General features: G+C 69.8%; 15 protein-coding genes. 14 read left to right on the top strand and 1 reads right to left on the bottom strand.

Features of this window, described 5'->3' with window-relative positions; all coding sequences use genetic code 11:
* Positions 1–172 precede the first annotated feature (172 nt).
* From rplM to ACO057_RS22335, 8 genes are all read left to right on the top strand, one after another.
* On the top strand, positions 173–667 hold the full coding sequence (gene rplM, locus ACO057_RS22300) for a 50S ribosomal protein L13 (RefSeq protein WP_421995678.1): 495 nt from the start codon (positions 173–175) through the stop codon (positions 665–667).
* Between the two features lie 5 nt (positions 668–672).
* Positions 673–1,176, top strand: coding sequence for a 30S ribosomal protein S9 (gene rpsI, locus ACO057_RS22305; protein ID WP_421995647.1), 504 nt, complete (start codon positions 673–675; stop codon positions 1,174–1,176).
* Between the two features lie 142 nt (positions 1,177–1,318).
* Positions 1,319–2,281 carry an N-acetyl-gamma-glutamyl-phosphate reductase gene (argC, locus tag ACO057_RS22310; RefSeq protein WP_421995649.1) on the top strand — a complete coding sequence of 321 codons (963 nt, stop codon included), beginning with the start codon at positions 1,319–1,321 and terminating at the stop codon, positions 2,279–2,281.
* Complete coding sequence (locus ACO057_RS22315; RefSeq protein ID WP_421995651.1) at positions 2,278–2,811, top strand: gamma carbonic anhydrase family protein; 534 nt, start codon at positions 2,278–2,280, stop codon at positions 2,809–2,811. Before argC ends, ACO057_RS22315 begins: the two co-directional genes overlap by 4 nt.
* 91 nt (positions 2,812–2,902) lie before the next feature.
* A complete protein-coding gene (locus tag ACO057_RS22320) occupies positions 2,903–3,424 on the top strand; it encodes a hypothetical protein (protein WP_421995653.1) in 522 nt (173 codons plus the stop codon).
* Between the two features lie 95 nt (positions 3,425–3,519).
* Entirely contained in the window at positions 3,520–4,083 is a 564-nt protein-coding gene (locus ACO057_RS22325) for a hypothetical protein (protein WP_421995655.1), read from the top strand.
* A 1-nt stretch (position 4,084) separates the two neighbouring features.
* Positions 4,085–4,654 carry a hypothetical protein gene (locus tag ACO057_RS22330; protein WP_421995656.1) on the top strand — a complete coding sequence of 190 codons (570 nt, stop codon included), beginning with the start codon at positions 4,085–4,087 and terminating at the stop codon, positions 4,652–4,654.
* Positions 4,651–5,283, top strand: a complete 633-nt coding sequence (locus ACO057_RS22335) for a hypothetical protein (RefSeq protein ID WP_421995658.1) — start codon at positions 4,651–4,653, stop codon at positions 5,281–5,283. The genes ACO057_RS22330 and ACO057_RS22335 overlap by 4 nt, the downstream gene beginning before the upstream one ends.
* 12 nt (positions 5,284–5,295) lie before the next feature.
* Here the strand turns inward: ACO057_RS22335 and ACO057_RS22340 are convergent, their stop codons facing one another.
* The gene (locus ACO057_RS22340; protein WP_421995660.1) at positions 5,296–7,104 is read right to left on the bottom strand and encodes a PHA/PHB synthase family protein; all 1,809 of its coding nucleotides are present in this window, start codon (positions 7,102–7,104) and stop codon (positions 5,296–5,298) included.
* A gap of 111 nt (positions 7,105–7,215) precedes the next feature.
* On the opposite strand from ACO057_RS22340, the gene ACO057_RS22345 reads away from it, so the two are divergent.
* The 6 genes from ACO057_RS22345 to recJ all read left to right on the top strand — a co-directional run.
* Positions 7,216–7,860 carry a hypothetical protein gene (locus tag ACO057_RS22345; RefSeq protein WP_421995662.1) on the top strand — a complete coding sequence of 215 codons (645 nt, stop codon included), beginning with the start codon at positions 7,216–7,218 and terminating at the stop codon, positions 7,858–7,860.
* A gap of 119 nt (positions 7,861–7,979) precedes the next feature.
* Positions 7,980–9,191: an LL-diaminopimelate aminotransferase gene (locus ACO057_RS22350; protein ID WP_421995664.1), complete on the top strand. Its 1,212-nt coding sequence runs from the start codon at positions 7,980–7,982 to the stop codon at positions 9,189–9,191.
* Complete coding sequence (locus ACO057_RS22355) at positions 9,188–10,480, top strand: homoserine dehydrogenase (protein ID WP_421995666.1); 1,293 nt, start codon at positions 9,188–9,190, stop codon at positions 10,478–10,480. Before ACO057_RS22350 ends, ACO057_RS22355 begins: the two co-directional genes overlap by 4 nt.
* Positions 10,477–11,148 carry an SIMPL domain-containing protein gene (locus ACO057_RS22360; protein WP_421995668.1) on the top strand — a complete coding sequence of 224 codons (672 nt, stop codon included), beginning with the start codon at positions 10,477–10,479 and terminating at the stop codon, positions 11,146–11,148. The genes ACO057_RS22355 and ACO057_RS22360 overlap by 4 nt, the downstream gene beginning before the upstream one ends.
* Before the next feature lie 23 nt (positions 11,149–11,171).
* The gene (gene glpX / locus ACO057_RS22365) at positions 11,172–12,170 is read left to right on the top strand and encodes a class II fructose-bisphosphatase (RefSeq protein WP_421995670.1); all 999 of its coding nucleotides are present in this window, start codon (positions 11,172–11,174) and stop codon (positions 12,168–12,170) included.
* Positions 12,170–13,584: single-stranded-DNA-specific exonuclease RecJ (gene recJ / locus ACO057_RS22370; RefSeq protein WP_421995672.1), on the top strand; the 1,415-nt coding region annotated here is incomplete at its 3' end. The genes glpX and recJ, both read left to right, overlap by 1 nt.

The following is a 13,584-nucleotide window of genomic DNA, read 5'->3' on the forward strand; positions in this document are numbered from 1 at the left end:
GTGTCAGATCGAAGGTCGCAGGCTGCCTCATTTCGCGCAATCGCGCCAGTTATGGGGGGGGATTGATCGAGGTATCCCAATACCACGTCGAAAAACCCCTATTTGCGCTTGACCTTTTCCGGTCGGGCCGGCACATACCGCTCCGTAATTCAAGTTGATGTCGAAGGTTCAGATGCTCAGCACACAGACCCGCTCGGTGAAGCCGGCGGAGGTCCAGAAGAATTGGTGGGTTATCGATGTGGAGGGCCTCGTGCTCGGCCGCGTCGCCACCATCGTCGCCAACCGCCTCCGCGGGAAGCACAAGCCGTCCTTCACCCCGCATGTCGATTGCGGCGATCACGTCGTGATCCTCAATGCCGACAAGGTGAAGCTGACCGGCAACAAGGGAGATCAGGCGATCTTCTATTGGCACACGGGCTTCGCGGGCGGCATCAAGGGCCGTTCGGCGCAGGAACTGCTCGACGGACGCTACCCGGAGCGGGTGTTCACCAAGGCGGTTGAGCGCATGATCACGCGTGGCCCCCTCGGCCGGCTGCAGATGAAGAACCTGCATGTCTATGCCGGCGCCGAGCATCCCCATGGCGGCCAGGCCCCCGTGGCGCTCGACGTTGCCTCGATGAACCGCAAGAATGTCGCCTCCGGCGGCGCCCAGTCCAAGGCGGCCTGAATTTCATGAGCGAGCAGACCACGGCGAATTCCCTCGCCGACCTCAAGAGCCTGGTGCAGGGCACGCCGATCGCGGCCGGCACGGAGCCTTCCGCCGCCCCCGTCGCGCCGAAGCGTGACGCCCAGGGCCGTTCCTACGCGACCGGTGGCCGTAAGGAATCCGTCGCCCGCGTGTGGGTGATGCCGGGCAAGGGCAACTACACGATCAACGGCAAGCCGGCCACGCAGTACTTCGCGCGCCCCGTCCTGCGCATGCTGATCGCCCAGCCCTTCCTGGTGGCCGACCGCTACCAGACCTTCGACGTCGTCGCGACGGTCGCCGGCGGCGGGCTTTCGGGCCAGGCCGGCGCGGTGCGTCACGGCATCAGCCGTGCGCTCGTGAACTACGAGCCTGAGCTGCGCAGCATCCTCAAGAAGGCCGGCTTCCTGACGCGCGATCCGCGTGCGGTCGAGCGTAAGAAGTACGGCAAGGCGAAGGCGCGACGTTCCTTCCAGTTCTCCAAGCGCTGAGCCCTGCGGACCGGGCTCACGCCCGGTCTGCATGCCGGCAATCCGAAAGGGGCGGGTCCGCAAGGGCCCGCCCTTTTTGTTTTTCCCCCATATTTGATTTTGGGGACGACTGGTTCAGACTCGTTCCAACAGGAGGGCCCCAATGGCCAGGAACCCGAGCATCTTCATCGACGGCGAGAGCGGCACGACGGGCCTGCAGATCCGCGCGCGCCTCGCGAACCATCCGAAGATCGACATCCGCTCCATCGCGGAGTCCGACCGCAAGAATCCCGCGGCCAAGCGCAAGCTCATGGAGCAGGTCGACGCGGTCGTCCTCTGCCTGCCCGATACGGGCGCCAAGGAAATGGCCGCCATCGCCGCCGAGATGGGCGATGCCGCTCCCAAGCTGCTCGACGCCAGCACCGCGCATCGCGTCGATCCGGACTGGGTCTTCGGCTTCCCCGAGCTGACCGAGGGTCACGCCGAGCGGATCGCGGCGGCCAAGCGCGTCGCCAATCCCGGCTGCTACCCGACCGGCGGCATCGCGCTGCTGCGCCCGCTGGTGGATGCCGGCCTGCTGCCGGCCGATTTCCCGATCACCATGAACGCCGTCTCCGGCTATACGGGCGGCGGCAAGTCGATGATCGCGGAGTTCGAGGAGACGCATTCGGCCGCGCCCTTCTTCCTCTACGGCCTCAATCTCGAGCACAAGCACGTGCCGGAGCTGCAGCACTACAGCGGCCTGACGGTGCGGCCGATCTTCGTGCCCAGCGTGGGCAATTTCGCCCAGGGCATGCTGGTCAGCATCCCGCTGCATCTCGACCTGCTTCCCGGCAAGCCGAAGGTTTCCGACCTCGAGGCAGCGCTGGCCGATCGCTACGCGGATTCGGGCTGGGTGAAGGTCATGCCGGCGGATGCCGGACAGCGGATGGAGCCGCTGACGCTCAACGGCTCCAACATGCTGGAGCTGCGCGTCTTCGGGAATGCGAAGCATCGCCAGGCGGTGCTGGTCGCCAAGCTGGACAATCTGGGCAAGGGTGCCTCCGGCGCGGCCGTGCAGAACCTCGGCCTGATGCTGAACGTGGACGTGAACGCGGCGCTGCCGCTGGAGATTGCTGCCGAATGAGCGCGCCGTTTTTCCCCTTCGAGGGGAAGCTCCCCACCGTTCATGAACGCGCCTGGGTGGCGCCGACGGCGGCCGTCATCGGCAGCGTCGAGATCGGCGAGCAGTCCAACATCTGGTACCATTGCGTGCTGCGCGGGGATTCCAACTACATCCGCATCGGCGCGCGCACGAACATCCAGGACGGCACCATCATCCACGTGAACGCGGGCAGCTTCCCCACGATCATCGGCGATGACGTGACGGTCGGCCATGCCGCCATCATCCACGCCTGCACCCTGGAGGATCGCGCCTTCGTCGGCATGGGCGCCACCGTGCTGGACGGCGCGGTGATCGAGGCCGGCGGCGTCCTGGCGGCGGGCTCGGTGCTGCCGCCGGGCAAGCGCGTGCCCGCCATGGAGCTGTGGATGGGCAATCCCGCCAAGTTCGTGCGGGCGCTCACGCCCGAGCAGCGCGCGGGCTTCGACAAGACGGCGCCGAGCTACGTGGACCTGGCCGGGCGGCATGCCGCCTCGCTCCGATCCACTTCGTAACTTGAGGTCGCGGCAGGCGGTGGCTAACGTCCTTGTCATGAGGAATGCCATCCAAGCCGTTGCCTTGCTGGTGCCGTTCGCGGGTTGCGCCATGGGTCCGCTGCCCCCCGTGGTGCGCCTGCCGCCGGATGCGATTCCAGTGGCGGCGGATCCGATGCGATCCGCCATCCTCAGCACCGCCTATACCTTCAACCGCGAGAGCTCGCCGTCGGAGCGGGCGCGTGCCGCCGCACTCGTCGAGTATCTCACCAACGACTACCGCTGGGACTGGCGCTGGGCGGAATACACCCCTTCGACGGGCGGGGCGCTGGACGCCGCGCGCGTCGAGCTCCACGCCGCATTGGGCATCGCGCCCGGCGCATCGCCTCAGGCGGTGGTCGATGGGCTGATGAGCGCCTGGCGGTCCCTGGAGCGGGGCAATGCGCCGCCCCTTCCGCCGGAGGTCTTCGTCCAGCCCTCGCTCACGATGGCCAGCCTGTCCTCGACGGTCCCGTTGCCCGCGACGCGTAACGCCACCTCGATGATGGAGCGCGAACTTCACCGCATCGATACAGAACGTTACAGCGGTGGCGGCCCGGGCGGGAGCGGTGGTGGCGGCGGCGCGCATCCCTGAAGCCTTCCCTCTTCCGAAGGCTTGGTGGATAATTCGATAAGTATTTGAAATTGCGGTCAGTTCATGTGAACTAGGCCGAATACGAGGATGACTTGATGAACCGCTACCTTCTGCTGGCTCTTCCCGTGCTTGCCGCCTGCTCCGGTCCGCTTCTCACGGCCCCCTCGGGCCCGACGGCGGCGCTGCCGCGTGACGCCGTTATCGGCGCCGGCGATCCGATCCGCTCGGCGATCCTGATGACCAGCGCCGTCTTCGGCGACCGCACGCCGGCGGCCGGCCAGCCCGGTACGGCGGCCCGCGCGATCGCCCAGATGGAGTTCCTGGCGGTGGCCCTCCCGCAGGCCGACAACTTCTCGAATGCCTCGCCGCTGCTCTCCCCGCAGCTCGCGACGGCGCGCCGGGAGTGGCGCGGCGCGCTGGACATCGCGCCCGATGCCGCGCCCCAGTCGGTGATCGACTCGCTGTTCGCGGCGAGCCGGGCGCTCGAGCAGGGCCAGCGCGACGTCGCGGCCGCGGCCCTTTCGCCGACGGTCTTCCGCCGCGGCGGCACCGCGACGCTGACACAGCTCGCTTCGCTGCCGAACCTGCCGAACACCGCGGCGGCCTCCGCGACGGCCCAGCAGGCGCTTCGCACCTCCGTTCCGACCCGGGCGTTCTGAGATGAAAAGGCGGCCCCTCTTCGCGGCACTCCTCGTCTCGGGCTGTGCGGCTGAGGGGTTCGCCACACCCGACCCCGCACGCTTGCCGCGGGATTCGGTGGAAGGCGCGGGTGACCCCACCCGCGCCGCCGTCTCCCGCGCGGCCCATGTCTTCGCCAACCCCGCTCTGCTGAGCGGGAATGCGGCAGATGCGGCGCGGGCCATCGCGGATATGGAATACTTGGCGGCCTCGCTGCCCTCCGATCCCCGCTTCCAGCAGCGCGACCCGCTGCTGCCCGTCCGCCTGAGCCAGGCCCGCACCGAATGGCGGCAGGCCCTGGGCATCGCGCCGACGCAGCCGGCCCAGCCGCTGATCGATGCGCTCTATGCCGTCTGGCGGGCGCTGCGCGCGCGCGATACGGCCGCCGCAGCGGCCGCCATGCCGCCGGGGCTGATTCCGCCCGGAGGCAGCGCCAGCCTGGCGCGGCTTGCCGCCCTGCCGCCCTTGCCGCGCACGGCGGAGGCCGCCAATTCCGCGTCGCGGATCCAGTTCGAGGGCAATACGCCCTCCTTCGGCAATCGCCGCCTGTGAGGGTTCGACTTTGGCTCGGCGCGCTTCTGGCTCTGGGCGCCTGCGCGGAAATGACGCGCCGCCCGCCGCCGGAACCTCCGATCGACCTCGCGGGAGGGCTGATGGTCGAACCGCTGCCGGTCATCGTCGATCGCGCGGCGGCCGATTTCGACCGGGGTGGCGCGGCGCTTGAGGGCCATCCGGCCGCGACGGCCTTGGCGGTGGCCCGGCTGGAATGGCTGGGCGGGGAAGCCCGTCCCGGCGGGCGCCTCGCGGAGCTGCCGGCCTCCTATCTCTTCGGCCTCCAGCGCGGGGTGAGGGAAGGGCGGCAGGCCCTGGCCATCGCGCCCGATGCCCCGACCGACAGCGTGGTCGCGGCGCTGCTGACCGCCTCGCGCGCGATTACGCGGGGCGATACGGCCGCGGCCCGCGCCGCGCTCACCGGTCCGGATTTCCGCGACACCGACCGTCCCGTGCTGGACCGCCTGCGCGAGCCCGGCCCCTTCCCGGACACCTACCTGACCCTGCCCGCCATTCGCGAGGAGGTCGGCCGTATCATCGCCGCGGGCCGCACCGACCGGCGGGTCGCTTCCGAATTCTTCGATACGGGCGTCACCACCATGGGGCTCAGCGGCCAAGGCGCCCGCTGAGCCTTTCGCCCGTCAGTCCATCGCCATCACGCGGACATAGCTGCCCGGCGCATCCTCGATCGGCGTGAGCTTGCCGTCGCCGGGGTGGCGGGCCGGAACCTCGGTCCTGTCGACGGCGCTGACCCAGCGATGCCAGTCCGGCCACCAGCTGCCCGAGAGCTCGGTGGCGCCGGCGAACCACTCGTCGGGGGTCGGCGGCAGTTCCTCGTTCACCCAGTGGCTGTACTTTCCCGAGTCCGGCGGATTGACGACGCCGGCGATATGCCCCGAGGCCGCCAGCACGAAGCGCACCGGCCCCGTGAAGGTCTGGGTCCCGCGATAGGTGCTCTTCCAGGGCGCGATGTGATCCTCGCGCGTCGAGATGAGGTAGCTCGGCACCTTGATCTTCCGCAGGTCGATCTTGGTGCCCAGCAGCTCGATCGCTTCCGGCTTCACCAGGTCGTTCTCCTGGTACATCCGCCGCAGGTAGAAGCTGTGCATCTTCGCCGGCATGCGGGTGCTGTCGTCGTTCCAGTAGAGCAGGTCGAAGGGGAAGGGGTCCTGCCCGAGGAGATAGTTGTTCACCACGAAGGACCAGATGAGGTCGTTCGCGCGGAGCATGTTGAAGGTCGTCGCCATCTCGCGTCCGTCGAGGAAGCCGCGCTGGCCCATCCGCTCCTCAAGCGCCTTGAGCTGCTCCTCGTCGATGAAGACGCCGAGCTCGCCGGCCTCCTCGAAGTCGGTCATGGTCACGAAATAGGTGGCGGACTTGATCCGCGTGTCCTTCTTCGCGGCCATATAGGCCAGCGTCGTCGCCAGCAGCGTCCCGCCCAGGCAATAGCCGATGGCGTTCACCTGTCGCTCGCCGGTCGCGGCCTCGATGGCGTCGAGGGCGGCCAGGACGCCCTCGTGCATGTAGTCGTCGAAGCCCTTTTCGGAGAGATGCTCGTCGGGGTTCACCCAGGAGGCGACGAAGACCGTGTGGCCCTGGTCCACCGCCCAGCGGATGAAGCTGTTCTTCGGCCTCAGGTCGAGGATGTAGAACTTGTTGATCCAGGGCGGGAAGATCACGAGCGGGCGCTTGAGCACCTTGGCCGTGGTCGGGTTGTACTGGATCAGCTGCATCAGCGGCGTCTGGAAGATCACCTTGCCGGGAGTGACGCCGATGTTCTCGCCGACCTTGAACTTGCTGTCATCCGTCATGCGGATGCGCAGCTTTCCTTTCCCCCGCTCCAGGTCGGAGAGCAGGTTCGACAGGCCCTTGAGGAGGTTGGTGCCGCCGGTTTCGGCGGTGCGGCGCAGGACCTCGGGGTTGGTCATCACGAAATTGGCCGGGCTCATCGCATCGACGAATTGCCGCGTGTAGAAATCGACCTTCTGGGCGGTCTTCGCGTCGAGCCCGTCGGCCGAATGCACCGCATTGGTGAAGTAGCGCGCCGAGAGCAGATAGGACTGGCGGATGAAGTCGAAGACCTCGTTCTCGCGCCAGGCCTCGTCCTTGAAGCGCTTGTCGCCCTTGGCCTCCTGGATCACCGCATCGACATGCGGCTCGCCCAGCATGCGCCGGGCCGTGTTGGACCAGAGGGTGAGGTAGTCCTGCCAGAAGCCGAGCTGCACCTGGACCAGCCCGGCCGGATTGACCATCAGCTTGGTGGTCATCTCCAGGAAGGCGGCGCCGATGTTCATCGGGTCGGGATTGCCCTTGGCGTCCACCTGGCGCTTGAGGAAGTCCTGAACGATGCGCTGGCCGCGCTCGGCAACCTCGGCCATGGTGCGCGAGACTGCGGCCGGGTCGGGCAGATGGTAGTCCGACGGCGGTTTGCCGCCCGGTAACTGGGTCATTGTGCTGAGTTCCGCCCTTCGACGACCATGCTCTCTTTCGTGCCCAGGCCCTGCGGGGTTATCAATCACCTGACGCCTCGAGGACGCCGCGTGACGCTTCACACCTGTAAAATGGCCCGGACCGCTGCGATGGAGGGTAGTGACCGCTCTGCCGCGGATCAAGCACGGCCGCTGGCCTTCGCTCTGCTGCTCCTGCTGGGGGCCTGCGACGGGCAGACCAACCCGCGCGCGCTGTACCGCGACATGAGCGGGGCGGGGCTGGCTTCGCGCGGAATGCCGCCGGGGATGGACCGGCGCTTGCCCAATCTCGCCTCGGTGCCCCCGATTCCCGAACGTCCGGATTCCGCGACTCGCGACGCGCTCACGCGCCGGCTGGAGGCCGAGCGCGAGGCCTCGACCGCCGCAGTGCCGGCCGCCCGGCCGCAATTCCCGTTGACCGAGCCCGAAGTGGCGGGCCATCCGCCAATCCCCGCGCGTCCGCCGGGCCCGCCCGTCCTGGCCGCGGCGCCCGCGATCCCCTGGGCGCCGGCGCGCGCCACCCGGCCCGTTCCGGCCGCCGGCGAGCCCTCGGCGCGCCCGCCGGAGCTGCTCGGCCCGGAGAGCGTCGCGCCCGGCGCGATCCCGGCCTTGCCGACGCCGGACCTGCTGGCGCCCGCCCCCGCGCAGCCGGGACGTCCCTCGGTGGAGCAGCTCGCGCCCTCCGAGGCGCCGGCGATGCCGTCCTCCGACCTGCTGGCGCCTCCGCCGCCGCGCTGAGGAACCCGATCCGGCGAGCCGCGAGGCGCGCCATGGCTGATCTGCGCGGCGGCGCTTTGCGCGGGCAGGACGAACCGTTCTACAACGCCCGGCTTTCGTTCCTTCCCAGGAGGGCCAACATGGCCGAAGAGTTCCACCGCATCCGTCGCCTGCCGCCCTATGTTTTCGCCGAGGTGAACGCGGCCAAGGCCAAGGCTCGCGCCAATGCGGAGGACATCGTGGACCTGGGCATGGGCAATCCCGACAGCCCCACGCCGCCCCATATCGTCGCCAAGATGATCGAGGCCGTGCAGGACCCGCGCACGCACCGCTATTCCATGTCCAAGGGCATTCCCGGCCTGCGCCGCGCGCTCGCCGGCTATTACGCCAACCGCTTCGGCGTGAAGCTCGACCCCGAGACCGAGATCGTGGCGACGCTCGGCTCGAAGGAGGGGCTGGCCAATCTCGCCCAGGCCATCAGCAGCCCGGGCGACACGATCCTGGTGCCCAATCCGTCCTACCCGATCCATCAGTTCGGCTTCATCATTGCTGGCGCCTCGGCCCGCTTCATCCCCTATACGCCCGACGACGCGATGCTCGAGGCGATCGTGCGCGCGGTGAAGCATTCCGTGCCCAAGCCGACCGCGCTGATCGTGAACTTCCCCTCCAACCCGACGGCGCTGACGGCGAGCCGGGAGTTCTACAAGGAGCTGGTGAAGATCGCGTTGCAGCACGACCTCTTCATCCTCAGCGACCTCGCCTATGCGGAGCTCTATTTCGGCGATATCCCGCCGCCCAGCGTGCTGGAGATTCCCGGCGCGATGGATTGCACCGTCGAGTTCACGAGCCTGTCGAAGACCTACAACATGCCCGGCTGGCGCATGGGCTTCGCGGCGGGCAATCCGCGGCTGATCGCGGCACTCGCGCGGGTGAAGTCCTATCTCGACTACGGCGCCTTCACGCCCATCCAGGTGGCCGCCGCGGCCGCGCTCAGCGGCCCGCAGGACTGCGTGGCCGAGATGCGCGAGCTTTATCGCGACCGCCGCGAGGTCCTGGTGAAGGGCCTGCACCAGGCCGGCTGGGACGTGCCCGCACCGGACGCCTCCATGTTCCTCTGGGCGCCGATCCCGGAGAAGTTCCGCCACCTCGGCTCGGTCGGTTTCTCCAAGCTTCTGCTGGAGAAGGCCAAGGTCGCCGTCGCGCCGGGCATCGGCTTTGGTGAACATGGCGATGGACATGTCCGCATCGCCATGGTCGAGAACAACCATCGAATTCGCCAGGCGCTGCGGGGGATCAAGACCTTCCTGCAAGGCGACAACGTCGCGCCGACTGAGGAAGTGCATCCGCTATGAAATCCGCTTTGAAACTCGGCGTCGCCGGCCTAGGCACGGTGGGCGCCGGCGTTGTCAACCTGCTGCGCGACAATGCGGCGCTGATCGCCGCCCGCGCGGGCCGGCCCATCGAGGTCGTCGCCGTCTCCGCGCGTGACCGCGGCCGCGATCGCGGCCTCGATCTGTCCGGCCTGAACTGGCACGACGACGCGGTGGCGCTCGCCGCCGATCCGCAGGTCGAGATCGTGGTCGAGCTGATGGGCGGCTCCGAGGGGCCGGCCCGCCAGCTGGTCGAGGCGGCGCTGGCCGCCGGCAAGCCCGTGGTCACCGCCAACAAGGCGCTGCTCGCCACCCATGGCGCGGCGCTCGCCAAGCTGGCCGAGGCCAAGGGCGTGGCGCTGGCCTACGAGGCGGCGGTGGCCGGCGGGATCCCCGCCATCAAGGCGCTGCGCGAGGGCCTGGCGGGCAACCGCATCAGCCGCGTCGCGGGCATCCTCAACGGCACCTGCAACTACATCCTCACCGAGATGCGCGTGAAGGGCCTGCCCTTCGCCGAGGTTCTCGCGGAGGCCCAGCGGCTGGGCTACGCCGAGGCCGATCCCGCCTTCGACATCGACGGCGTGGACGCGGCGCACAAGCTCGCGATCCTGGCCGCGCTCGCCTTCGGCCAGCAGGTCGATCTCGGTGCGCTGCATATCGAGGGCATCACCAAGATATCCGCGCTCGACATCGCTCTGGCCGGAGAGCTCGGCTACCGCATCAAGCTGCTGGGCATCGCGAGCCGGGAGGAGGGCGGCGTGACCGCCCGCGTCCATCCCTGCATGGTGCCGGTCTCAAGCCCCATCGCCAGCGTGGACGGCGTGTTCAATGCCGTCCTGGCCGAGGGCGATGCGGTGGGGCGCGTGATGCTGCAGGGCCGTGGCGCCGGGGCGGGGCCGACGGCCAGCGCCGTCGTCGCCGATCTGGTCGACATTGCCCGCGGCTGTCACGCCCCGGTCTGGGGCGTGGAGACGGCCGCGCTGGCGCCCTCCGCCCCCGTGCCGATGGAGCGGCATCGCGGCGCCTATTACCTGCGCCTGATGGTTCTCGATCAACCAGGCGTGATCGCCGACGTTTCCAGCGTGCTGCGTGATATGACCATCAGCGTCGAATCCATGCTTCAGCGCGGCCGCGCCCCTGGCGAGGCGGTTCCGCTGGTGATGGTGACCCATGATTGCGAGGAGGCCCAGATGCAGGCCGCGCTGACGAAGATCGCCCAGTTGCCGAGCGTGGTGGAGCAGCCCGCCGTCATCCGGATCGAGACCCTATGATCCGCGCGGCCCTCGTCGCCGGGTTGCTTCTGGCCCCGCTCGGCGCCGTCGCCCAGGCCCCCGAGGGAACGCGCCTGCGCCTCTCGGAGGAGGGCAGTGTGCAGACCCGTCCCGACGAGCTGCAGGCGACCCTGCGGCTTGAGCTCCGCGCCGCCGCGGCCGATCAGGCGCAGGAGCAGCTCAATCGCCGCATGGCCGCCGCCGTGGCGGCCGCGCAGGCGGTGCAGGGTGTGCGGGCCGAGACCACGGGCTATGGCAGCGCGAGCGACACGGCGCGCCGGCAGTTCGTGTCGCAGCAATCCCTGCGGCTGCGCGGGGGAGAGGCGGTGCTGGCGCTGGTCGCGCGGCTTCAGGCCGACGGCCTCCAGCTCGACCAGATCGGCTGGACCCTCAGCGATGCCAGCGCGCGCACGGCGCGGGATGGCGCGACCCGCGAGGCCATCCGCGCCATCCAGGCGCGTGCGGCGTCCATCGCCGGCGAGGTGGGCCAGACCGTGGGCGAGATGCGCGAACTGGCCGTCGAGGTTGCCCCCGGCGCGGGGCGGATGATGGCCATGCGGGCCAGCGGCGGCGTGTCCTCCGCGTCGGGCCCCACGGCGCCGACCGTGACGGCCGAAGACATCACCACGACGGCCCGGGTCTCGGCCGAATTCCAGCTTCGACGCTAAATGATCAGAAGGGTGTCCGTACCATGAGCGAGACCGACAACAGGCCCCGCGCCAATGTGGACCGCAACCTGGCCCTGGAGCTGGTGCGCGTGACCGAGGCCGCGGCACTGGCCGCGAGCGCCTGGGTGGGCAAGGGCGACAAGAACGCCGCCGATGGCGCCGCCGTCGAGGCGATGCGCCACGCCTTCGATTCAGTGGCCATCCACGGCACCGTCGTCATCGGCGAGGGCGAGATGGACGAGGCGCCGATGCTCTATATCGGCGAGAAGGTCGGCCTCTACGCCAAGACCGGTGGCGGGCTGCTGGCCGATATCGCCGTCGATCCGCTCGAGGGCACGACGCTGACCGCCAAGAGCGGCCCGAACGCCATGGCCGTGGTGGCACTCGCCAATCGCGGCGGCTTCCTGCACGCGCCCGACTGCTACATGGACAAGATCGCGATCGGGCCGGGCTATCCGGCCGGGACCGTCGATCTCGACCGTTCGGTCGAGGACAACCTCGCGGCCCTGGCCAAGGCGAAGGGTGTCTCGATCGGCGAGCTGACCGTCTGCGCGCTCGACCGCGACCGCCACAAGGACATCATCAAGGCCTGCCGCGCCGCGGGGGCACGCCTCATGCTGATCCCCGATGGCGACGTCTTCGGCGTGGTGGCCTGCGCCCAGCCCGAGACGGGCGTGGACATCTATCTCGGCTTGGGCGGCGCGCCCGAGGGCGTGCTGGCCGCGGCCGCGCTGCGCTGCACGGGCGGCCAGATGCAGGCCCGCCTCATCTTCGAGGACGAGGCGCAGGTCGTGCGCGCCAAGGAAATGGGCATCGACGACCCCAAGAAGAAGTACGAGCTGGAGGAGCTGGCCGCGGGTGACGTGATGTTCGCCGCCACCGGCGTCACCACCGGCCCGATGCTGCGCGGCGTGCGGCTCATCCCGGGCGGGGCGATCACCCATTCGATCGTGATGCGCAGCAAGTCGGGCACGGTCCGATACGTCGAGGGGCATCACAACTTCACGGTGAAGCCGCTCTGATGGAGACCGCGCTCGGGGTCGAGCGCAGTCTGACCGGACGTCGCTGGGTCTGGCGGCCCAGCGACCCGCGCATGGCCGCGGCCCTGTCCCAGCAGCTCGGCCTGCCCGAGGTGGTGGGACGGCTGCTCTCGGCGCGCCATGTCGACATGGACAGCGTCGGGCTGTTCCTGGAGCCCACCTTGCGCGGGCTGCTGCCCGATCCCTCGGTGCTGCTGGACATGGACGGCGCGGCCGCGCGCCTCGCCGATGCCGTGCAGCGCTCGGAGACGGTCGCGGTCTTCGCCGATTACGACGTGGACGGCGCCTGTTCGGGCGCGATCATGGTCCAGGCGCTGCAGGCCCTGGGCTGCACCGCCATCCCCTATGTGCCGGACCGCCTGGCCGAGGGCTATGGGCCGAACGGGCCGGCGATTTCCGGGTTGATCGCCAGGGGCGCCACGCTCATCGTCTGCGTGGATTGCGGCATCGCGGCGCATGACGCGCTTGAGGTCGCGCGCGGTCTCGCCGACATCGTCGTGCTGGATCATCACAAGGCCGAGGGGCCGCCGCCGCGCGTGGTGGCCGCGGTGAATCCCAACCGGCTCGACTGCACCTCCGGCCTGCGGCAGCTCTGCGCGGCGGGGGTGGCCTTCCTGGCCGCCATCGCCCTGCAGCGCGAGCTGCGCCGGCGCGGGTTCTTCGCCGGACGGCCCGAGCCGGACCTGCGGGAATTGCTCGACATGGTCGCGCTCGCGACGGTCTGCGACGTGGTGCCGCTGGTCGGCGTGAATCGCGCGCTGGTGATCCAGGGCCTGCGCGTGATGGCGCGGCGGAGCCGGGCGGGGCTGGCGGCGCTGATGGAGCTCGCGGCCGTGCGCGACGAGCCCTCCGCACATACGCTGGGCTTCGTGCTCGGCCCGCGGATCAACGCGGGCGGGCGGATCGCCGCGCCGGATCTGGGGCTTCGGCTGCTGCTGGAGCACGATCCCATCGAGGCCCGCGCGATGGCCGAGCGGCTCGACGCCGTGAACCGCAAGCGCCAGGAGGTGGAGGCCGGCGTGCTCGCCTCCGCCATGCGCCAGGCGGAGGAGCAGATCGGGCAGGGGCATGCCGTGCTCCTGCTGCAGGATGAGGGCTGGCATCCGGGCGTGGTGGGCATCGTCGCCGGGCGCGTGCGCGAGCGCTTCAACCGACCGGCCTGCGTGGCTGGCTTCGAGGCGGGGATGGGCAAGGGCTCCGGCCGCTCCGTGCCGGGGCTGGACCTGGGGGCCGCGATCATCGCGGCGCGGCAGTCCGGCCTGCTGGTCGCCGGCGGTGGCCATGCCATGGCGGCGGGCTTCACCATCGAGGCCTCGCGGCTGCCCGAGCTGCACGCCCATCTGGACGATCGCCTGGCCGCCGCGCGTGACCTGCCAGGCGCGGCCGAGCTGGTGGT

Origin of the sequence: Roseococcus sp. (assembly GCF_965227005.1) — a bacterium.
In the GTDB taxonomy this organism is placed as follows: domain Bacteria; phylum Pseudomonadota; class Alphaproteobacteria; order Acetobacterales; family Acetobacteraceae; genus Roseococcus.